The organism is Thiothrix winogradskyi, from assembly GCF_021650935.1.
GTDB classification, from domain to species: domain Bacteria; phylum Pseudomonadota; class Gammaproteobacteria; order Thiotrichales; family Thiotrichaceae; genus Thiothrix; species Thiothrix winogradskyi.
On the sequence record NZ_CP091244.1, the window covers coordinates 581,284 to 601,683 of the forward strand.

The window sequence follows — 20,400 nt, forward strand, 5'->3', positions numbered from 1 at the left end:
AAAGATGGGCAGGATGAAGAATGGGTTTCCAGTCCTGTTTGTGTTGTTGTGGAGTACGGGTTTTATCGGTGCAAAATACGGTTTGCCGTATGCCGATCCGCTGGCGTTTCTGGTGGCGCGTTATGCGCTGGTGATTGTTGCCCTTTCCGTTTTGGCGTGGGCGGGTAAAGCCGTTTGGGAAACCAATCCTAAGCAATTATTCCATTTGATGGTGGCGGGTTTGCTGTTGCAAGCGACGTATCTGGGTGGGGTGTTCGTGGCGATTAGTCACGGCTTGCCTGCTGGGTTAACCAGTTTGATTGTGGGTTTGCAGCCGTTGCTTACGGCACTGTTTGCCGGGATTTTGCTGGGCGAAACCGTGCGCCGTTATCAGTGGGTCGGGATTGCGACGGGTTTGCTCGGTGTTATTCTGGTGCTCGCGGAAAAAGCCAGTGCGGGGGCTGCGCATAGCTTTGGTTGGGAAGCGGTGATTCCGGCATTGTGCGCGTTACTCGGCATCACGTTTGGAACGTTGTATCAGAAACGTTTTTGCTCGCATTTCGATTTGCGCACGGGGTCGGTGGTGCAATTTGTACCGTCACTACTGGTGACGGCGCTGCTTGTACCTGCCATCGGTGAATGGCGGATTGAATGGACGGGCGATTTCATTTTTGCGCTGGGTTGGTTGGTAATCGTGCTGTCTTTGGGCGCGATCAGCTTGCTTAACCTGTTGATTCGGCATCACGGTGCGACCAATGTTACCAGCTTGTTTTACCTGACACCTGCGGTGACAACGCTGATTGCGTGGTTACTGTTTGATGAATGGTTAACCTTGCTGCAATGGTTCGGTATGGGCTTAACGATGTTAGGTGTGTGGTTAGTGCGGCGTAGCGCACCTTAGCCGTGTGCTTTAAGTTTTAACCGAATTCGGCACTCGGTTTGCGCACTGCATCCAAACGGTAAGGCGTCGGATCAAGACACGGCGTGCGCCCCAACATAACATCCGTCAGCAATTGCACCGACGCCAACGCCATTGTTACGCCATAACGGTAATGCCCGGCATTCACATACAGCCCGGCAATTTCCGGGTGCGCATCAATATAGGGAACCCCGTTCGGTGAGCCGGGGCGTAAACCGCTCCAATGGTTATTGATCGGCAAATCGCGTAACGCTGGCATCATCTCATAAGCCGTTTCGCGCAATTCATCCAAGCCATCGGTGGTAGTTTGCTTATCAAACCCGCGCATTTCCAAGGTGGAACCGCACAAAATACGCCCATCTTGACGCGGAATCAGGTAACGTCCTTCGTGCAATACAATGCGCTTGAGCAAACCTTTCGGCCCCCGGAACAAAATCATTTGCCCCTGCACCGGGCGTATATCCACATGCAACGCCTGCATTTCCGGGAACAAGCCCGTCCACGCCCCCGTAGTGAGAATCACATTATTCGCTTTGAAAACTTCATTGCCCAACTTCACCCCGGTCACGCGCCCATTCGCCGTTTCCAACCCCGTAACGGGGTAATGTTCCGCGATTTCAATCGGTAACAAGCGTAAGCTGGTGCGCAACGAGTCAGCAATCCGAGGGTTACGCATTTGGGCAATGTCAGGCATAAACATGCCTTGCGAGAAAGATTCTGCCAATTGTGGTTCGCAAGTTTGCATCGCAGCGGCTGAGCTTAGCGGCTGCAAATCGTAACCCCATGTTTGCGCCCAGGCTTGCGCAATAGCGGATTCATTGGCATCCGTCATCAGTAAGCCGGAACGAATCCATTGCGGATCGATCCCCGTGGTTTCCTGCAAAGTCGCACACAAGGCGGGGTAACGTTGCTGGCTGTATTGGCTCAGCCGTGAAATAGCATCCGGGTAACGCCAAGGGTAAAGCGGGGACAAAATACCACCGCCTGCCCATGTCGATTCTTTGCCCAATTCGCCTTGGTCGATGATCATGACTTTCATACCCGCTTCGTGCAAGAAACGGGCTGTCAACATACCTAAAATGCCACCACCGACAATAATTGCGTCTTTCATGCGTCATCTCAACAACAGGGGGCTTAAAGTATACGGGAGACGCGGCGCGGTCATCTAGCGATGAATGCGCTTTAGGCGTTCATTACGAAGAAGTCAGGGTATTCGTCAACGTTTCACTTAACGCTGCTAGACCGGATACTTCCGGCTTTACCAGATCCTGTTGAATATTTTCCCAGAAATCACTGGAGGGTAACGTGTTATGGCTAGGATTGGATGGCAACATATCCACTGACCGGCTGAGGGTTTGGATACAGCCCTTGCAATCATCCGAGCGGCAATGGTTGACCAAGGTACCAAAGGTATTCCATCCCCCCAGCACCGCAAACTGAGGGGCAGAACGAGCCGCTTTAGCAAATTCACCCTGCCGGAAATAAAATAAGCAAGGCACCACCCGCAGGGGATCAGGGTAACGCGAATCCAGTCCTGCCAGGTCCCGTAACACGGTGAATGCCAGTTCCCAATGCCGTAGAGCGCACAACCCTACCGCCAGCAAATGCCCTCCAGCATGATCAAAGGGATTCACTTGGCGAGCGGTTTCAATTTCCAGCTTGCCCATTTCATAATCGCCGCGATGAAAGCATTCCAATGCGAAAATGCTGTGCGCCAAGGCATTACCGGGATTGAGTTCTAAGGCGCGAAGTGCCAGACGATGCCATTGAATCTCCAGTGTAGCAGTTGACTCAGTGCGCAACATATAAGCGTACAGGCACAATACTGCGTAGTGCAAATGCGCCAAAGCATCATCATGGTAACGCTGAGTGCGGGCTTGGCAAGCCTCCAAAAACGCCTGGAGATTCGCATCCCCCGCCTTGTCCTGAAGAAAATGGATATGTTCGACCAGAACCCGATAATGACACGGGATGTCACTCTGGGTTTTCCAATAGCGGCTCCAGCAAGCCATCGCAATACCCCGATGCAGGCTGAAAATTTCCAGAATTAACTGGCTGAACACGGATTCTAGCGTTACTTGTGCATAATGCAGTGGCAATTGAGCGCTATCCGACCATAATTGTTCGCGGGTCAGCGTGTGGAACAAAACAAACTTGAGGCTAAACCCAGCCTCTGCCACTTCTGCGGTACATTGCAATAGAAAGTCTGCCTGATGCTGCTGCCAAGCCACCTCCAGCTCATCCACCTTATGCCCTTTGGGCTGACTGACTCGTGCTAGGGCGATGCGAATTTCACGAAAATTACCCAAGGTCATCGGCAATAACGAACGTAGGTTGTAGACCAAACCGCGCAAAGCATCATCCCGAATCAATTCAGTATCGGGGTAACTAATATGCACCTTAGGCCCTTGCGACTGAATACTTTTCGGGGAAAAGTGTTGTACTGCCGGTAGCGCATTGGGTTGGAGACTCTCAAAACCGGGCTGATAACTGCCGCTGGGTAACATAATTCGGTGCTTACTATGGCGACCTTCACTGGCGTAATACTCTTCCAGCAATTTACGCACCCGACCCGCCTCTACCCGTACCGCCGGGTTATCCGTAGGGCAAAAATCTGCTGGTTTTCCTAATGCCTCAATCGCAATACCGTATTGGGTTATTTTTTCACCCCGACCTACTAGGGTCTCCTCAACAATATACGTCAAGAAATTACATGCTTGTTTCTTATTCTCCAATAATCGACTAGCTAATATTTGACTGAGTTCTTTTTGAATCCATTCTTTTTCTTCCATAAAATATATTTTCTTCTTGATAAAAAACAACTAGCTTATCTAATGAGCAACTATTACTGAACCATAGGGTCGCAATAGTTGCATGAAAGCCACACGTCAACAAGATGTTAATTGTCACGCTTAGTAACGCATGAGCAGTCGCCTTTATTTTTACATATTTTCAAAAATTTAAAGAACTCAGCTCTTGTATTCTGAGTAAGTTTTGTGATTTTTCAGTGCTCGGAAATCCCTTTGCTGTTACGGGTAACACGGGGGTTTTACTTGGCTTTTATGAAGGCAAGGTTAAGCTATTACTAATATTCACAGGGTATCAGGAAGCATTCTCAAATTGGGCGATGATGACTTCATCAATTAATTATCCTACTATTTTAATATTTTCAATATTTTTCACACGAAATGGAGTGATGACATGGGGGCTTTGATTGATTCCGGCAAACACCTTGTCCTGAATAATCGCTATGCATTATTAGGCTGCATAGCGGTATCGGGCGCAGGAAAAATCTACCGGGGACGCGATCTGGAACAGGTCAAATACCAAGGGCTGGAGTCGCGCATTTTGATTCATGTATTGCCGCATCAAGCATCCCAGTGGGCATTGGATGAGCTATTCCAACACATCAGCAGCACTACCCAACACCTTGCGTTGCCTTGGATCCTCGCGCCATTGGCTTACGGGCACGACAATGGTCAGGCTTATGTCGTTCTGGAAAGCCCGGATACTTGGGAACTCCAAAGCTTCCTCACGCAAGCCGGACAACAATCGCCTTGCCATCAAAATGCTTCAAAAAACCTCAAACCATTGATTAAAAAACGGTATCTGGATGAGCACCTGGATCCGGCTTTGTTGCTGTGCGTTGCAGGAACAAACGTGCATGTACTGGCAACCGCCTTATCACCCCAAGTTCAGCAGTTGGAAAAACGCGGCACACACCGTGTGATACCCCGTAAACACATCGGTCATGCGCTAATGACAGGCTCACTATTGGCCTTGTTCGGTATTTTTACCGCCGTGGCGGGCAATGCTGTCCTGGAAACCGTTGTATCCCCCAATGAACCCATGCAACTGGCAGCGCTTGCGCCGTTGGAAATAGCGAATGTCTTACCGGTGAACCGGGAGCAACAGGTCTATAAAGACACACCGATCATGGAGGTTAATCCGCTGCCGGTTAACAAAGTTGAATCAAAAATGGTTACTCCGCCAGTAGCGGCTAAACCCACAGTAAAGCGCCAGCCCTTGCCCTCGCAGCCGCCAGCCACCGCAGAACCAGCGCCTGCAAAAAAAGCAACACCCACCGCTATGCCAGAGGAAACACCCACCGAGCAAATACCAAACACTGGCATAGCGTCACCCCAAGCGGATGACAGTATTGATAGCCTGATCCAACAGGCGTATGCCGCAATGGATGCCGGACACCTAGGGCATAGCAGTAACAGTGCGCTACATTTCACCCGAAAATTACGGGGGCAATCACCGAATCATCCCCAAGTGGCACGCTTGGGACAGGAAATGGCAGCCGCCACCCTACGGCAAATACGTGTAGCGTTACAAGCCCAGAACCTTGAGCAGACAGAGCGTTTGTTACCCATGAGCCGTCAACTGATCCAAGAGTTTAATCTGAACCACTTACAAGCGGCGCAACAGGTGTTGGAGGACAAAACACTGGAGTTGCGCACGCATTTGTAAATCCGCTTATTTTTCCAACTGCGTTACGTCACGCACCGCGCCGCGTGAAGCCGATGTGGTCATTGCCGCATACGCCTTCAACGCGGCACTCACGTAACGTTCACGGTTCACTGGCTTCCAAGCTGCTTTGCCTTGTGCATCCATCGCCGCACGCCGGGTTGCCAACACTTCATCGCTAACACGCACATTGATGGTACGGTTGGGGATGTCGATGTCGATCATATCGCCTTCTTCCACCAAGCCAATCGCGCCGCCTTCTGCTGCTTCCGGTGAAACATGCCCGATGGACAAACCCGATGTGCCGCCGGAAAAACGCCCATCCGTAATCAACGCACACGCTTTACCCAAGCCTTTGGACTTGATGTAGGAAGTGGGGTAAAGCATTTCCTGCATTCCGGGGCCGCCGCGTGGGCCTTCGTAACGGATCAATACAATGTCACCCGCGACGATTTTATCACCCAGAATGCCTGCTACCGCGTCATCTTGCGATTCAAAAATACGCGCAGGGCCGGAGAATTTGAGGATACTATCATCCACCCCAGCGGTTTTGACCACACAACCATCCAGCGCGATATTGCCGAATAACACCGCCAAGCCGCCTTCAAGGCTGTAAGCGTGGGCTTTGTCGCGGATACAGCCGTTTTCGCGGTCAATATCCAACGTGTCCCAGCGTTTGCTTTGGCTGAACGCCACTTGTGTCGGCACATTGCCGGGGCCTGCGCGGAAAAACTCATGGCGTTTCGCATCATTGGTCAAACGCACATCCCACAATGACAAAGCTTCTGCCATATTGGTCGCATGAACAGTACCGACTTCACGGTGCAACAATCCGGCGCGGTCAAGTTCACCGAGAATGCCGAATACGCCACCCGCACGGTGTACGTCTTCCATGTGATAAAGCTGGGTAGAAGGTGCTACTTTGCACAATTGCGGCACTTTGCGTGACAAGCGATCAATGTCGTTCATGGTGAAATTCACCCCTGCCTCTTCCGCCGCTGCCAGCAAATGCAGGATGGTATTGGTAGACCCCCCCATCGCAATGTCCAAACACATCGCGTTTTCAAACGCCTCAAACGAGGCAATCGAGCGCGGTAACACGGATGCATCATCCTGTTCGTAATAACGTTTCGCCAAGCCCACAATGATGCGTCCGGCTTCGAGGAACAAACGCTTGCGGTCGGAATGCGTCGCCAGCGTCGAACCATTCCCCGGCAAACTCAAACCGAGTGCTTCGGTCAAGCAGTTCATTGAGTTAGCAGTAAACATGCCCGAACACGAGCCGCAGGTTGGGCAGGCGGAACGTTCCATCGTTTCCACGTTTTCGTCGCTTTCGGCACTGTTGGCGGCGGACACCATTGCATCCACCAAGTCCAGTTTCACCAGTTTGCCACCGATGACCGCTTTGCCGGATTCCATCGGCCCGCCGGAGACGAAAACGGTGGGAATGTTCAAGCGCATGGCGGCATTTAACATCCCCGGCGTAATTTTGTCGCAGTTGGAAATGCACACCAGCGCGTCGGCACAATGCGCGTTGACCATGTATTCCACTGCATCAGCGATCAGCTCGCGGGACGGCAGCGAATACAACATCCCGCCATGCCCCATTGCAATGCCATCATCCACCGCAATCGTGTTGAATTCTTTGGCGACACCGCCAGCGGCTTCAATTTCACGCGCTACCAGTTGCCCCATGTCTTTGAGGTGGACATGCCCCGGTACAAACTGGGTGAATGAGTTGGCAATGGCGATAATGGGTTTCTGGAAGTCTGCATCGGTCATGCCGGTAGCACGCCACAAAGCGCGTGCGCCAGCCATATTGCGACCACCAGTGGAAGTGCGGGAACGGTAAACGGGCATGGTGTACTCCTGACAACATCTTGCAAAGCGGCATTCTAACGCGGGGAAGGCAGCACGTCATAATCAAACCACTAAAGAGGTACAAATTTTGCCTTCTGATCGGTAGTTTGGTTAATGCGCAGGTTTACCTTCATTTTGGTAAGCGGTCAAAAACTCATGCGGATTCACGTAAAACACCTGCTCCAAACCCAATGGCTGTTCTGCTTTCCATTCCGTGACCAGCGGTGGCAGGCTACGAATGGAGTAATACAAATTAGCCGCTACGGGTTTGGCTTGTTTAGCCGTACCAATGGTGCCAATTTTCTCACCTGTTTTAACCCAAGAGGCTGGTTTAACCTCAACCTTGTCGAGATTGGCATAGTGGTGCAGCCGCCATTTCGCGCCCAACACCCAAACTGAACTTTCACCTTGCGGGGTATCTTCACGGTAAAGCACTAAGCCACTGGTAACAGCTACGACGGCAGCACCTTGGTCGGCAAAAATATTGATGCCTTTTTGCGCACTAATGCCGCCAACTTTGTAGCCGTACACGGCAGGGCTACCCGCATAGGGTTTGGCGTTGGCAACGGGTACGTGACGGTCTTCGGGTATCCAGTACCCAATCATAAAGATGGTAAGCGCTAACAAAAGTAGCAGAGGTTTCTTGTTCATTATACACACCCTAGTATCCCTTCCTGTCGGCTGTTGTTATTTTTTGTGACAGGCAGTTCGGATTGAAAGTTCAAATTTTTATATAGCGTATAATAAAATAATTTGTTGATGCAAAAAACCTTTTTCGGAAGAGTGGCTTGTTGTTCAATTCTTTATTAGGATTTGCTTAATTTCTTTAATCGTGGGCTGCCAAGTGGACGGCACATTACCCTCCCAATCCGTTAGGTATTTATTCAAGGTTTTATCCCCGCTATCGTCACCGAGATTTAAATAATTCAGCGTCATCCAGGTCTCTGGATTGGATGAAAAAATAGGCAGCAATTGATTGGCAACCAACTCGTTGAGGTCACGACCTTGGGCGTAGGGGTCAGCACTCAGCGTTTTGGCATAGGCTTGATACCACTTGGGCAACTTCATGCTTTTAGGAAGCTGGCGATGTGCCTGTTTCACCATATCTTGCTGGTATTCTAGGAATTTAGGGGCATATTCCTGCCAATGTGGGTAGGGCGGATTCGTTTCCCAGTGTTGAGCCATTTTTTCCAGTGCAAACAAACTGAACGCTTCACACAAAGACTCTTCAAGCCATTGCTGACGGGTGATGTTATTCGGGGCAAGATCGTAATTGGACATCAAATGACACATTTCGTGGGAAAATTGATAAGCCAGTTGCGCCCAGTAACGCCCCTGAACATTGAGCATCACGATATATTCGTCATTTGGGCTTTTTTCATAGATAGCAATGGGACCGCTTTTATCATTCCTGACGATAACATTGCCAAAATTGCGCCCCGCCATATACGGTGAAATAACCTCAATGACCGAAGTCAGGACGGCTTTTATGTCATCCGAATTGGCATCCCCCCACTCACTTTCTACCTGAACCTGTGCAGGGGCGACCAAGGCATGTAAGTGCAACGGGCTAAACAACAGCAATAACAATGACAGTGCCAGCAAGTACGTTTTCACAGGGCGCATAGGGTCACTCAATTAAGTTAGGGGGATTCAAGATTGGTTTTAAGGGTCTATTCTGACGCGACAGTGAGAGTTGAAAAGCCTGCATCCTGTTAACCGGTAGCGGAAACGCGATAGTCGTATTTCCAGTGAAAATATCGCAGCAAGTTTTGCTAAAAACCTTAAGCCGCTGGGGGTTTACTCAAGGCTTGCAGAAGTTTGGCACTATGCTTGGCGGATTCGTTCAACCATGAATTTACGGAGAAAACCGATGAGTGTGGATATTAAACAATTATTTGACGCAGAACCGCAGTCGCCTTTGTATGTTGCCATTAACCGCGTACTGGTTAAAAACGACCCGAATCTGATGAGCATGATGAAACAAGCCAGTTCTAAAATGTGCTTGGCAACCGCATTAACCCCCGGCTTTCGCGGCTTTGACCTAATGCGCCAAATGGGTGCTTGCCCAATGGGGATGCGTTGGGCAGCGAATACCGACATGGGACAAGCCCTGTCACACATCTGGATTGATCAATTTACCTACTGGGATAGCTGGCAAGCCCACGAGGCTTTCCATGAAACCTTTGAAGACGTGGTGGTGGATGCCTGTGCACGTTGCGGTGAGGTATTACTGGAAGGCCCCGAAGAACCCGTCTATCGGGTGGTACACAGCAGTTTGCCCAAATTGATTTCGCAAAACCAATGGCTGCAAAAGCATTTGCAAGGCACGGCTGCCGGTTATGCAATTGATTCGGGTAAAACCGTGACGGTCATGGCGACTCACCGCATTAAGCCGGGAAAAGAAGCCGAGTTTGAAGCGGCTGAAATTCAAACGATGGAAAAGCTCAAAGAAAGTACCGGCATGGTCGGGTATATGATCCTCAAGCGTATCGGGCAATCTACTCTTGGCAGTGGTCACGCCACCGTGGCATCCATGCTGGAAGACATGAAAGACAGTTCCGGGAGCAAGCTCAAACGTACCGCCGAGGTCTGGGAAGGTTATACCCTGCCTGCCGAATATCTGGTGATGGTGGAATGGGAAAGTTTGTGTGATGCCCAAGGCGGTATGCCGCATGTGAACGTCAAACCGGAATTGCTGTTTATTCACGGCCCCAAAGTATTGGATAACTGCTTGGCTATGCCCACCGTGCGCCTGTCCACCTCGATGTTTCAGGAGCAAACCTACCGCGAAGTGCTGAATCAAGCATCAGCTCAGGGGTAGTTCAAGAATAAATTCCGCCCCGTGTGCAGCATCCCCTAGCCGGATGCTGCCACCGTAAGCTTTTAGGATGGAAGCAACGATTTCCAGCCCCAAACCCGTGCCGCCTTTGGTGCGTTTGGTGGTGAAAAACGGGGTGAAAATCTTGTCACGGTTCGCCGCAGAAACGCCTTCCCCATTGTCGTGCAAACGCAAATGCAATGTACCTCCAGCGTGGTGGGCATACACATCCACCTGTTTTGCGCCGTGTTGTAGGCTGTTGTCGAATAAATTAATCACAATGGTTTCCAGCGCATCCGGGGCAATCGCCAGCGGTGTAGTGGGCAGGGCATTGTGAATCCGCACGGTTAAGCCGCGTTCCTGATAACGGTTGTGCAACGCCTTAAACAAGGCAGGCAAGGTGCTGGTTTCGCGGCGGGTTTCCAGTGAATCCGCACGGGCTAATTCCAGCAGGCGGTTCACCAGTTGTTTGAGGCGCTGGGTATCCGCCAATAAGTTTTGAATGAATTTTTCACGGCGTTCGGTGGGCATGGTATCAATGTGATCATGCAGCAATTCCAATGCGCCTTGCATCGCCGTCAACGGTGTTTTGAATTCGTGGGAAACGTGGGTGGCAAAGCGGCGGATATAGTCGGAACGTTCCGCCAGCGCGTGGGACATGCCTGCAAAACTTTCTGACAGTTGGGCAATTTCTTTGGTGACGGGATTCTGGATGGGTTCCACTTCGCGCTGTTCGCCTTGGCGTACCCGTTCGGTTTGCCGCAATAACTCGCGGATGGGGCGCGAAATGGTCGACGACACCAATAGAATCAATAATACCGCCAGTACCAATAAGCTCAAGGTAGCAAGCAATACCACGCCCTTATTCGCATACAAGTGTTTGATAATATTATTCGGGGTACGCGACAATAGCAACACACCCTGCAAACGTTCGCTCTCAATAATCGGGAACGCCGTGAACACCCGGATTTGGCTACCCCGGCTGATCGAATACAGCGGCGGCGGCGGTTCGTCAGAAATGCGCTGGCGGATCACGCTGGCGTATTTCCCTTGCAGCGCCTGTTTGACTTCGGGAATGTGTGCCAGTGACAAACCGATCTCTTCGCGCCCCGCAATCACCGTGCCGTTAGGGTCGAGTAAACGCATACCAGAGAGCGTCACTTGCTGGGTATCACGCAATATTTGATTCATTTGCTCGCCAATCTGGCGGGCTAAAGGGTCAACGGCTTGGGTGCTGGGGCGGGCTTCGGGGCGCGGCGGCTCAATCGGGGCAATTAAATCAACACTGGGCTTAACCGGCGTATAGAACGGGTCATCCAGCGGCTGTTCCCTGGTATACGGCGGATCGGGCTGGGTCAGCGACGTAGAAAACCGAATATAACCGTACTCGCCACCTTGCTGATGCTGGCGCACCAATTGCCGAAACGTAGCCGCCAGTGCCGCCGCTTGCGAAATCAGTTCCAACTCGGTTTGCTGGACTAACTCATTCTCGTAAATACGGAAAAAATACAGCCCACCCAACGGCAGTGCCAATACCGCCAACATCACCAACAGCAGAATACTCCGCAAGCGGAACAGCGTTTTGCGTGGAAATGGCAGGCGGGCATTTATTGGCATGTGGCAAGTTTATAACCGACTCCATGCACCGTTTCAATGACATTTTCACAACCGATGTCCGCAAACTTCTGGCGAATGTGACGGATATGGCTGTCAATGGTGCGATCACTTACATAGACATTACCGTCGTAAGCATTGCCCATAATGCTGTCACGGCTGAACACGCGGCTAGGTTGGCGGGCAAACAATTGCAACATGGCGAACTCAGTCGCGGTCAGATTTAACGGCTTACTATCCCAACTCGCGGTGTGTTGTTCCGGCTGAATACTGAGCTTGCCATGCCGGAGTGTGCCTTGCTCTGCCTCAGTGGCTGGTTTGCCCTGCTGCTGGGTGCGCTTGAGGATGACATTAATCCGTGCCACCAATTCGCGTGGGCTGAACGGCTTGGTAACGTAATCATCACCACCGATTTCCAAGCCTAAAATCCGGTCAATCTCATCATCGCGGGAAGACAGGAATAAAATCGGCACTTCGGAAAACTTGCGGATTTCACGGCAGACCTCCAGCCCATCGAGTTCCGGCATATTAATGTCGAGCACCATCAAATCAGCCGCGTGACGGCGGAAGGTGTCGAGAGCTTGTCGCCCATCCTCGGTTTGTGTCACTTGCATCCCGGCTTTTTCCAGCGCAAAGCTAATCACATCGCGGATGTGAGGGTCGTCGTCGGCAATGAGGATATGTTTATTCATGCAAGAAATTTAACGAAAAGTGAGGGCAAATGGTAGCAGAAAAATATAGAACCCCGACCGGCGGGTGTCGCGCCGCCGACCGGAATCCAGAGGAGTCTACGGACTTCTGCAAGCCCGTCGGGAAAACTGACCGTAATCCAAAGATTATTGTTGTCATCGTCAGTACCCGTTTCGGTGAGTAGTGTCAGGAATGTATGCTACCGGTGGGATGTGCAGGCTTTATCCCCATAATGTGGAAATTCATCGGAAATCATTTGCAGATTCTGTGCAGAAGCCTTTGTCGCGTACCGTTATTCAAAGCCTGTTAACAGAAAAATCATGGATTTCTGCAATTCACGCTTGAATTTCCCCTTACTCCATGCTCCAAGATGCATTACAATCGCCCCCTTATTCGCAGTTCCTGCGTTTCTTCTTTGAGATTTGGACAAATGACTGACTTAACACTTTACCGGAATATCGGCATTTTCGCCCACGTTGACGCGGGCAAAACCACTACTACCGAGCGTATCCTGAAACTCACGGGCAAAATCCATAAACTGGGTGAAGTTCACGATGGCGCAGCTACCACAGACTTCATGGTGCAGGAGCAGGAACGCGGGATCACCATCCAGTCGGCTGCAACCACCTGTTTCTGGAAAGGTCACCGTTTTAACGTTATCGACACCCCAGGGCACGTTGACTTCACCATCGAAGTTTACCGTTCGCTGAAAGTTCTTGATGGCGGCGTGGGCGTATTCTGCGGTTCCGGCGGTGTTGAGCCTCAGTCTGAAACTAACTGGCGTTATGCGAACGATTCCAAAGTCGCACGTATTATTTACATCAACAAGCTTGACCGTATCGGTGCTGACTACTACCGCGTTGTCAAACAGGTAGAAGACGTACTGGGTGCTCGCCCAATGCCAATGACCTTGCCTATTGGTATCGAAGACAACTTCATTGGTGTCGTTGACCTGTTAACCCGTAAAGCATGGGTGTGGGATAGCTCCGGTGACCCACTGAACTACACCATTCAAGACGTTCCTGCTGACATGGAAGGTCTGGTCGAAGAATGGCGTGAAAAGCTGATCGAAATGGCGGTCGAGCAAGACGACGACATGATGGAAATGTACCTCGGTGGTGAAGAACCAGCCTTGGAAGACATCAAGCGCTGCATCCGCAAAGGCACGATCAATTTGGACTTCTTCCCAACGTTCGCTGGCTCTTCCTTTAAAAACAAAGGTGTGCAGTTGGTGCTGGACGGCGTAGTGGATTACCTGCCAAGCCCGATTGAAGTGAAGCCACAGCCTGAAGTTGACCTAGAAGGTAACGCTACCGGCGAATTCGCGATTGTTGATGCTAACCGCCCACTGCGTGCCTTAGCGTTCAAAATCATGGACGACAAATACGGCGCACTGACCTTTACCCGTATCTATTCCGGTACGATGAAAACCGGTGACACCATCCTCAACACCTTCACCGGCAAAACCGAACGGGTAGGCCGCATGGTGGAAATGCACGCTGACGACGCGAATGCAATCGACTTTGCACAAGCAGGCGACATTATCGCATTGGTCGGTCTGAAAAACGTGCAAACTGGTCATACCCTGTGTGATCCAAAAAATCCAGCGACACTTGAACCGATGGTATTCCCAGAGCCGGTTATCTCCTTGGCTATCTCACCGAAAAACAAAGCCGGTGCAGAAAAAATGGGTGTTGCCCTCAACAAGATGGTTAAAGAAGACCCCTCTTTCCGCGTTGAAACTGACCAAGAAACTGGCGAAACCATCCTCAAAGGCATGGGTGAGTTGCACTTGGACATCAAGGTCGACATCTTGCTGCGTACTCACGGTGTTGAAGTTAACATCGGTAAACCACAAGTTGCTTACCGCGAATCCATCACCAGCCGCGTGGAAGACAGCTACACCCATAAGAAGCAGTCCGGTGGTTCTGGTCAATACGGTAAAATCGACTACACCATCGAGCCAAACGAAGTTGGTGCAGGTTACGGTTTTGAATCCGTGGTTGTCGGTGGTTCCGTACCACGCGAATTCTGGCCTGCTATCGACAAAGGCTTCCGTGACAGCATGGTAAAAGGTCCATTGGCTGGCTACCCGGTAGTCGACGTGAAAGTAACGTTGCGCGAAGGTGGTTTCCACGCGGTTGACTCCTCTGCCATCGCGTTTGAAATTGCGGCGAAAGGCGGCTACCGTCAAACCATGCCGAAAGCTGGCCCGCAAATCCTTGAGCCGATCATGAAAGTTGACGTGTTCGCACCAGACTCTCACGTGGGTGATGTGATTGGTGACTTGAACCGTCGCCGTGCGATGATCAAGTCCCAAGATACCGCGCCTATTGGTGCGCGTATCAAGGCTGACGTTCCACTTTCCGAAATGTTTGGTTACATCGGCGATCTGCGTACCATGACTTCTGGTCGTGGTCAGTTCTCGATGGAATTCTCACATTATGCGGCTTGCCCGAAATCGGTTTCCGATCAGGTTATCAAAGAAGCGCAAGAACGTAAGAAAGCGTTGGACGCTGAGAAGTAATCGAGGGAAACCCTCACCCCAACCCCTCTCCCTGAGGGCGAGGGGCTAAGAAAAAGCCCTGCCGGGTAACTGGCGGGGCTTTTTTGCTATAGGAAAATTAATATATAGATAAAAATAAATTATAGATAATTTTAATCTATTAAATTCCGCTCTTTGAACAAAAACTATATTTTTTGTAAGGGATTTGTAAGCCAATCTGAGCATAATGCAAACAAGAAGAATAACAATTAAGCTCAAAACTGGATTAAGTATTTATTGATTCATTCCGTTTGGGGCATTAATAGGGAGGCTGTTGAGGGCAGCCTTAAGAGTGGCAAGTCGAGGGCTGATCTCATGTGTCCAGAAAGCATCGTGTGGGCTGATTTACGTTTTAACCGCAATGCACCGAGTAACCGTCGCCTAATCCCCAATGGCTGGCGGGTTGAGAAGGTGGAAACCCCTGATTATGTTAGCAATGTGACAGCGCGTGAGTCGCCGGGGTTGCTGGTGTTTGAATTCGACCGCCCTGATATTCCTTCCCTATCCAGCCTGAGCAGTATCCGGCGGCGGTTTGCGGCTATTCCGGTGCTGATGCTGACCGAATACCATTCGGAGGCGCTGGCAATCTGGGCATTGCGCAACCACGTGTCAAATTATCTGGTGGTTCCGGTATCGCAGCATGAATTGGTGGGGAGTGTGGAAGAAGCCATGACCGCTTCTAGCGCACAAGGGGTGAACCCAATCCCCAATGAATTGCGTTTTCGCTCGATTGCTTGCCACAAAACGGCAGCGGCAGTGCGTTATGTGGAAGCGCATTATCACGAAGCAGTGCGGGAAGAGGCGGTGGCGGAGGTTTGCAGCATGGGGGTGAGTGCTTTCAGCCGGACGTTCAGGAAGGAACAGGGGAAGACGTTTCGGGAATATTTGTTGGATTATCGGATTGGTAAGGCGTGTGAGTTGTTGCGGATGCCGGGGGTGAATGTGACGGATGTGGCGTTTACGGTGGGGTTTAATGATGGGTCGCATTTTTCACGGATGTTTAAGCGGCAAATAGGACAAACTCCGACAGGATTTCAGCATAACAGTGACATTTAAAACCTGCACTTGATGCAGAAAAATACCACATCTGTGCAAAAAAACCATAAAGATCAAGACCATGCCATACTGAACTCTATAAGTAGAAATTTGCCATTTTAGTCGCCATGATTATGAGTGCAGTTTATTTGCATTGAATTTGACCTTTATCACTAAGTCTTTGCCCATTAACTCTCTACACTCAACCATTGAGTGTCTAGAAAAGGATGGGCGTTATGTCTACATGGAAATCCGCCGTCAAAATCAACCCACCCCGCACCGGCAGCCGCTATTCCCGCGCTGCCTTGGTCGGGCAATTGCAAGCTGCCAGCCAGCAACCGCTAGTATGGATTTCCGCCCCCGCTGGTGCTGGCAAAACCACTTTGGTGGTTGATTACCTCGCCAGCCAAGCGATCCCTGCCCTCTGGTACCAACTCGACGCTGGCGACACTGACCCTGCCACCTTTTTCCACTACCTCGCGCAAGCCTCCTATCACCTGTGCAAGCCAGACCTGCCACTGCCCAGCCTCAGCCCCGAATACCAGGGCAACCTTGGTATCTTCACCCGCCGCTTTGCTGAACGCCTGTGCGCTGACCTCATTCCCCCGGTGGTATTTGTGTTCGACAACTTTCAGGAATTGCCGCCCGACTCACCGTTGCAGCCGCTGTTCCGCGAATTCACTGCCGCCTTACCCACCGGTTTTCAGGCATTTTTCCTCAGCCGCGACAAGCCGCCTGCGTGGGTGGCGGGGTTTGCTGCCCGCCATGCGGTCTGCCTGCTTGACCGTGCTGACCTGCGCCTGACGGAGGCAGAGTCCATCGGCATTCTGCGCCTGCTGGGCAATGGCTCTGCCACCCAGCGCAGTGAGGCGGACATCCGCCGCATCCACCTAGCAGTCGATGGCTGGGCGGCGGGGCTGATCCTGATGTACCGGGCATGGCAGAAAAACCCTGACCTGCCCCTGCCGGAGGAAGGCGACAACCCCGAACTGGTGTTCGACTATTTCGCCAGCGAATTATTGGAACGCCTACCCGCCACCACCCAGACCTTCCTGCTCCAGTCCGCCCTGCTGCCCACCTTCTCGGTGGCGCAGGTCAGCCAGCTTACTGCCCACCCACAGGCGGAACGCATCCTACAAAACCTGTATGACCGCAACTTTTTCCTCACCCACAGCAACGGGGCAGAGCCGGTCTACACCTATCACCCGCTATTCCGCGAATTCCTACTAAAACAACCTGAGTTCGGGATAAGGTAAGGCGCAGCCTTTCATGGGAGAATGTGAGTAACCACACACAACATTGACCCCACCAAAGGCTGCTACTGAGATGCTAACACGGTTATTCTGTGCCATTGACGATTTTTGTCAGGACTTTCATCCCGAATGGAACAAAACGTTATTGACCCCGAAAGGCGGGCATCGTCGTCGCCACAGTGGTCTTGGCGATAGTGAAATCATGACGATTTTGGTGCATTACCACCAAGTGGGGTATCGTACTTTCAAGTGGTATTATGAGCGTCATGTCAAAGTATTTCTTAAGGGTCATTTCCCGCAACTCCCTAGTTATCAACGTTTTATTGAGTTAATGCCGCGTGTTCTTTTGCCACTAACCCTGTTTATGCAGCAACGCTGTGAAACGGGGCGAGTATTGCCTTCATAGACTCTACCCCTTGAAAGTCTGTGAAAATTTGCGTATTCCACGTCATCACACCTTTCGCAAAGACGCAGGGCGGGGTAAATCGTCAACAGGCTGGTTTTATGGGTTCAAACTTCATTTGGTCGTGGATGACTGCGGCAATATTTTATCGTTTGCCATTACTTCGGGTAATACCGATGACCGTAAGCCCGTTCCCACGTTGCTGAAAAAAGTGGTCGGCAAAGTCTTTGGTGATCGTGGCTACATTTCCAAGGCATTGACAGAATCGTTGGCAGAGCAAGGGGTTGAATGGATTACCTCGCTGAAGAAAAACATGAAACCCGTGGCGCGTGACACGTTCGATACACTGATGTTGCGTAAACGGAGCATCATCGAAACCATCAATGATCAGTTGAAAAATATTTCACAAATTGAGCATTCACGCCACCGTTCACTCACTAACTATATGATTAACATCATTGCTGGCTTGGTGTCATATGCCTATCAAGATAAAAAACCAGCACTGGATTTAAAAACATCAGCATTGGTTGTGATCTAAATTGAGGGATGGCTTATCCCGAACTCAGGTTAAAACAGGGACAGAAATGTTGGGAACGCCCACAGCTTGACGCCTTACGCCAGCAAGCCGCACACATCTTGCGGAACACCGGGCAGCCAGAAGCCGCCATTGAACTGGCACTCTCAGGCAGTGACTGGCTCGCCGCCGCCAGCATGATTGCCACCCAAGCTCCCCACCTGCTGGTGCAAGGTCGCCACCAAACCTTGCTGGGCTGGCTGCAACGCCTGCCGGAAACGCTGCTTACCACCAACCCCTGGCTGCTGTATTGGCAAGGCGCTGCCTTTGACGGGCATGACCCGCTGGCAGCCGGACATTGTTTCGCCAGTGCCTATCCCTTGTTTGAGCAAAACGGGGATGCCAACGGCATGTACCAAACCCTTGCCAGCGCCTTGCTGGTGTCGTGGATGACCCAGCAAAACCACCAGGGTATGGATCGTTGGTTACAACGTTTTGATCAATTATTTGCCCAACAGCCTAACATGGGGGAAACCGCTGCTGAAGCACGGGTCGTGTCTGCCGTCTTAATGGCGATCTACTACCGTCGCCCCGACCACCCCCACGCAGAAGCCTTGCTAGCCCGCGCCCGCCAGTTATGGGCAGAACCGCTGGAAGCGAGACTACGCTGGCAACTGGGTTCTGCCATCGGTTTTTACCTCAGCGGCAGCGCTGAACTGTTCCAATGGGCAAGAACCTTGCGTATGTACGCCGCTAGTGGGAATAACCGGCTGGACTCCCCGCTGGAACACCTGCACCTGCTGCTGTCACTAGCCTTTGTTGATTGTTTCGCCGGGCGCTATGACACCAGCCGTGCCTACGTGCGTGAAGGTTTGGCATTAGGGCAAGCAACCGGGGTGCAGGTGTACAAGCTGTTCCTGCTGGCAGTGGGCGCTTACAACGGTTTAATGCAAACCCGGTTGGCAGAAGCCGACCACCATCTGGATGAGATGCGCGTGATCTTGGCATCCCAAGCACCCAACTTCCATACTGTCCATTACCACTTGCTGCTCAACTGGCGGGCATTGGTGGCAGGGCAGTTTGCCGATGCCCTGGATCATGGCAGGGCGGCATTAGCACTCGCCTTGGAAAACGGAGCCGTCTACCCGTTGGCACGTTGCCGTCACGGCTTAGCACTGGCATTGATTGCGAACGACCAGTCACCTCAGGAAGCGCTGGAACTGCTCGATCAAGCCAAAATCCGCTGGGGTACGGCTCGTCTCCAACAAATGGAACATGATTGCGACCTCTCAGAAGCGTGGTTACGCTTGCGCATGGGTGAGGAAGAAACCGCCGCCCGCCTGCTTACCGCTGCGTTGCTACAGGGCAAAGAACAGGGGTGGGGCTTACCGCTGTGGTCATTCCCCGCTTGGATTGAACCGCTGCTGCGCTTTGCACTGGAACGGGGAATTGAAACCGCTTGCGTGCAGTCTCTGATCCGTCAGGTTGAACTAAGCCCACACACCACCAAGGGCATTCCCGCCAATTGGCCACTACCGGTCAAAATCCAGACATTGGGGTACTTTGCGGTGGAAGTGAGCGGTGAACCACTGCCGATTGATACCCCGTCAAAAAATCGCCCATTGGAACTACTGAAAGTATTGGTTGCCTTCGGCGGGCGGGATGTCAGCGACACCCGGCTGATGGATACCTTATGGCCCGATGCCAGCGGTGATGCCGCCACCCGTTCCCTGAACACTACCTTGCACCGCCTCAGAAAAACACTCGGTGTCGAGCAAGCCATTGTTCTCAAAGACCGAAACATTTCCCTCGATGCTCACCATGTGTGGCTGGACGTGTGGGCATTTGAACGCACCTTGGAACGGCTTAGGCAGCAATTGGATCACCCACACGCCAACCCCAGCAGCGTTACACGGCTGTGGGACACTGCCAGCACCCTGTATGCCGGGCCATTTCTTGGCAAGGGGGCGCAGCAAAGCTGGGCGCTGGATATGGCAGAACGCCAGCGTAGCCGGATGTTACGCTTCACCCTAGCCGTGGGTGAGTATTGGGAAAAAGCCTCTGATTGGGAACAAGCGATTCAGGTCTACCGCAAGGGACTGGAAATCGACCCGCTCGTCGAAAGCTTTTACCAAGGGCTGATGCGCTGTTACGAAAGCCTAGGCAGACCCTCCGAAGCCCTTGCTGCCTATGAACGTTGCCGCAAATTGCTGGGCGAAGGTCTAAATGTCATGCCCGGCGCGGAAACCGTGAAGTTGTATAAAGACATCCGGGCGCGTACTGTAATAGCCTAA

At 51.7% G+C, this 20,400-nt stretch carries 14 protein-coding genes and 1 pseudogene; 8 read left to right on the plus strand and 7 right to left on the minus strand.

Features of this window, described 5'->3' with window-relative positions; genetic code table 11:
* Window positions 1-13 precede the first annotated feature (13 nt).
* Window positions 14-880 carry a DMT family transporter gene (locus L2Y54_RS03185; protein ID WP_236499783.1) on the plus strand — a complete coding sequence of 289 codons (867 nt, stop codon included), beginning with the start codon at window positions 14-16 and terminating at the stop codon, window positions 878-880.
* Between the two features lie 16 nt (window positions 881-896).
* On the opposite strand, the gene thiO is transcribed toward L2Y54_RS03185, so the two are convergent.
* Both thiO and L2Y54_RS03195 read right to left on the minus strand, forming a co-directional pair.
* Window positions 897-2,009 carry a glycine oxidase ThiO gene (gene thiO, locus L2Y54_RS03190; RefSeq protein ID WP_236499784.1) on the minus strand — a complete coding sequence of 371 codons (1,113 nt, stop codon included), beginning with the start codon at window positions 2,007-2,009 and terminating at the stop codon, window positions 897-899.
* A gap of 82 nt (window positions 2,010-2,091) precedes the next feature.
* A complete protein-coding gene (locus L2Y54_RS03195) occupies window positions 2,092-3,690 on the minus strand; it encodes a tetratricopeptide repeat protein (RefSeq protein WP_236499785.1) in 1,599 nt (532 codons plus the stop codon).
* Between the two features lie 409 nt (window positions 3,691-4,099).
* On the opposite strand from L2Y54_RS03195, the gene L2Y54_RS03200 reads away from it, so the two are divergent.
* Complete coding sequence (locus tag L2Y54_RS03200; protein WP_236499786.1) at window positions 4,100-5,374, plus strand: hypothetical protein; 1,275 nt, start codon at window positions 4,100-4,102, stop codon at window positions 5,372-5,374.
* Between the two features lie 6 nt (window positions 5,375-5,380).
* Here L2Y54_RS03200 and ilvD read toward each other — a convergent pair whose 3' ends face one another.
* From ilvD to L2Y54_RS03215, 3 genes are all read right to left on the minus strand, one after another.
* Complete coding sequence (gene ilvD / locus L2Y54_RS03205; protein ID WP_236499787.1) at window positions 5,381-7,231, minus strand: dihydroxy-acid dehydratase; 1,851 nt, start codon at window positions 7,229-7,231, stop codon at window positions 5,381-5,383.
* Window positions 7,232-7,342: 111 nt separating this feature from the next.
* Window positions 7,343-7,882, minus strand: a complete 540-nt coding sequence (locus tag L2Y54_RS03210) for a M23 family metallopeptidase (protein ID WP_236499788.1) — start codon at window positions 7,880-7,882, stop codon at window positions 7,343-7,345.
* A gap of 144 nt (window positions 7,883-8,026) precedes the next feature.
* Window positions 8,027-8,857, minus strand: coding sequence for a hypothetical protein (locus L2Y54_RS03215; protein WP_236499789.1), 831 nt, complete (start codon window positions 8,855-8,857; stop codon window positions 8,027-8,029).
* 247 nt (window positions 8,858-9,104) lie between these two features.
* On the opposite strand from L2Y54_RS03215, the gene L2Y54_RS03220 reads away from it, so the two are divergent.
* Complete coding sequence (locus L2Y54_RS03220; protein WP_236499790.1) at window positions 9,105-10,055, plus strand: sulfur oxygenase reductase family protein; 951 nt, start codon at window positions 9,105-9,107, stop codon at window positions 10,053-10,055.
* Here L2Y54_RS03220 and L2Y54_RS03225 read toward each other — a convergent pair.
* On the minus strand, window positions 10,041-11,669 hold the full coding sequence (locus L2Y54_RS03225) for a HAMP domain-containing sensor histidine kinase (protein ID WP_236499792.1): 1,629 nt from the start codon (window positions 11,667-11,669) through the stop codon (window positions 10,041-10,043). The genes L2Y54_RS03220 and L2Y54_RS03225 overlap by 15 nt on opposite strands.
* On the minus strand, window positions 11,660-12,358 hold the full coding sequence (locus tag L2Y54_RS03230; protein WP_236499794.1) for a response regulator transcription factor: 699 nt from the start codon (window positions 12,356-12,358) through the stop codon (window positions 11,660-11,662). Before L2Y54_RS03230 ends, L2Y54_RS03225 begins: the two co-directional genes overlap by 10 nt.
* A 428-nt stretch (window positions 12,359-12,786) precedes the next feature.
* Between L2Y54_RS03230 and fusA the strand changes: the two genes are divergently transcribed.
* The 5 genes and pseudogenes from fusA to L2Y54_RS03255 all read left to right on the plus strand — a co-directional run bounded on the left by fusA (window position 12,787) and on the right by L2Y54_RS03255 (window position 20,400).
* Entirely contained in the window at window positions 12,787-14,883 is a 2,097-nt protein-coding gene (fusA, locus tag L2Y54_RS03235) for an elongation factor G (protein ID WP_236499795.1), read from the plus strand.
* A gap of 333 nt (window positions 14,884-15,216) precedes the next feature.
* On the plus strand, window positions 15,217-15,957 hold the full coding sequence (locus L2Y54_RS03240; protein WP_236499796.1) for a helix-turn-helix domain-containing protein: 741 nt from the start codon (window positions 15,217-15,219) through the stop codon (window positions 15,955-15,957).
* A 215-nt stretch (window positions 15,958-16,172) separates the two neighbouring features.
* Window positions 16,173-17,192, plus strand: a complete 1,020-nt coding sequence (locus tag L2Y54_RS03245) for a winged helix-turn-helix domain-containing protein (RefSeq protein WP_236499797.1) — start codon at window positions 16,173-16,175, stop codon at window positions 17,190-17,192.
* Window positions 17,193-17,262: 70 nt separating this feature from the next.
* Window positions 17,263-18,130 (plus strand): annotated as a pseudogene (locus tag L2Y54_RS21960) (IS982 family transposase).
* Between the two features lie 8 nt (window positions 18,131-18,138).
* Window positions 18,139-20,400, plus strand: a complete 2,262-nt coding sequence (locus L2Y54_RS03255) for an AfsR/SARP family transcriptional regulator (RefSeq protein WP_236499798.1) — start codon at window positions 18,139-18,141, stop codon at window positions 20,398-20,400.

Coding starts and splice junctions, on each gene's coding strand:
- L2Y54_RS03225 (WP_236499792.1), bottom strand. CDS start 11,669: ATGCCAATAAATGCCCGCCTGCCATTTCCACGCAAAACGCTGTTCCGC.
- L2Y54_RS03245 (WP_236499797.1), top strand. CDS start 16,173: ATGTCTACATGGAAATCCGCCGTCAAAATCAACCCACCCCGCACCGGC.
- L2Y54_RS03220 (WP_236499790.1), top strand. CDS start 9,105: ATGAGTGTGGATATTAAACAATTATTTGACGCAGAACCGCAGTCGCCT.
- L2Y54_RS03195 (WP_236499785.1), bottom strand. CDS start 3,690: ATGGAAGAAAAAGAATGGATTCAAAAAGAACTCAGTCAAATATTAGCT.
- L2Y54_RS03255 (WP_236499798.1), top strand. CDS start 18,139: ATGGCTTATCCCGAACTCAGGTTAAAACAGGGACAGAAATGTTGGGAA.
- ilvD (WP_236499787.1), bottom strand. CDS start 7,231: ATGCCCGTTTACCGTTCCCGCACTTCCACTGGTGGTCGCAATATGGCT.
- L2Y54_RS03210 (WP_236499788.1), bottom strand. CDS start 7,882: ATGAACAAGAAACCTCTGCTACTTTTGTTAGCGCTTACCATCTTTATG.
- fusA (WP_236499795.1), top strand. CDS start 12,787: ATGACTGACTTAACACTTTACCGGAATATCGGCATTTTCGCCCACGTT.
- L2Y54_RS03200 (WP_236499786.1), top strand. CDS start 4,100: ATGGGGGCTTTGATTGATTCCGGCAAACACCTTGTCCTGAATAATCGC.
- L2Y54_RS03230 (WP_236499794.1), bottom strand. CDS start 12,358: ATGAATAAACATATCCTCATTGCCGACGACGACCCTCACATCCGCGAT.
- L2Y54_RS03215 (WP_236499789.1), bottom strand. CDS start 8,857: ATGCGCCCTGTGAAAACGTACTTGCTGGCACTGTCATTGTTATTGCTG.
- L2Y54_RS03240 (WP_236499796.1), top strand. CDS start 15,217: ATGTGTCCAGAAAGCATCGTGTGGGCTGATTTACGTTTTAACCGCAAT.
- L2Y54_RS03185 (WP_236499783.1), top strand. CDS start 14: ATGAAGAATGGGTTTCCAGTCCTGTTTGTGTTGTTGTGGAGTACGGGT.
- thiO (WP_236499784.1), bottom strand. CDS start 2,009: ATGAAAGACGCAATTATTGTCGGTGGTGGCATTTTAGGTATGTTGACA.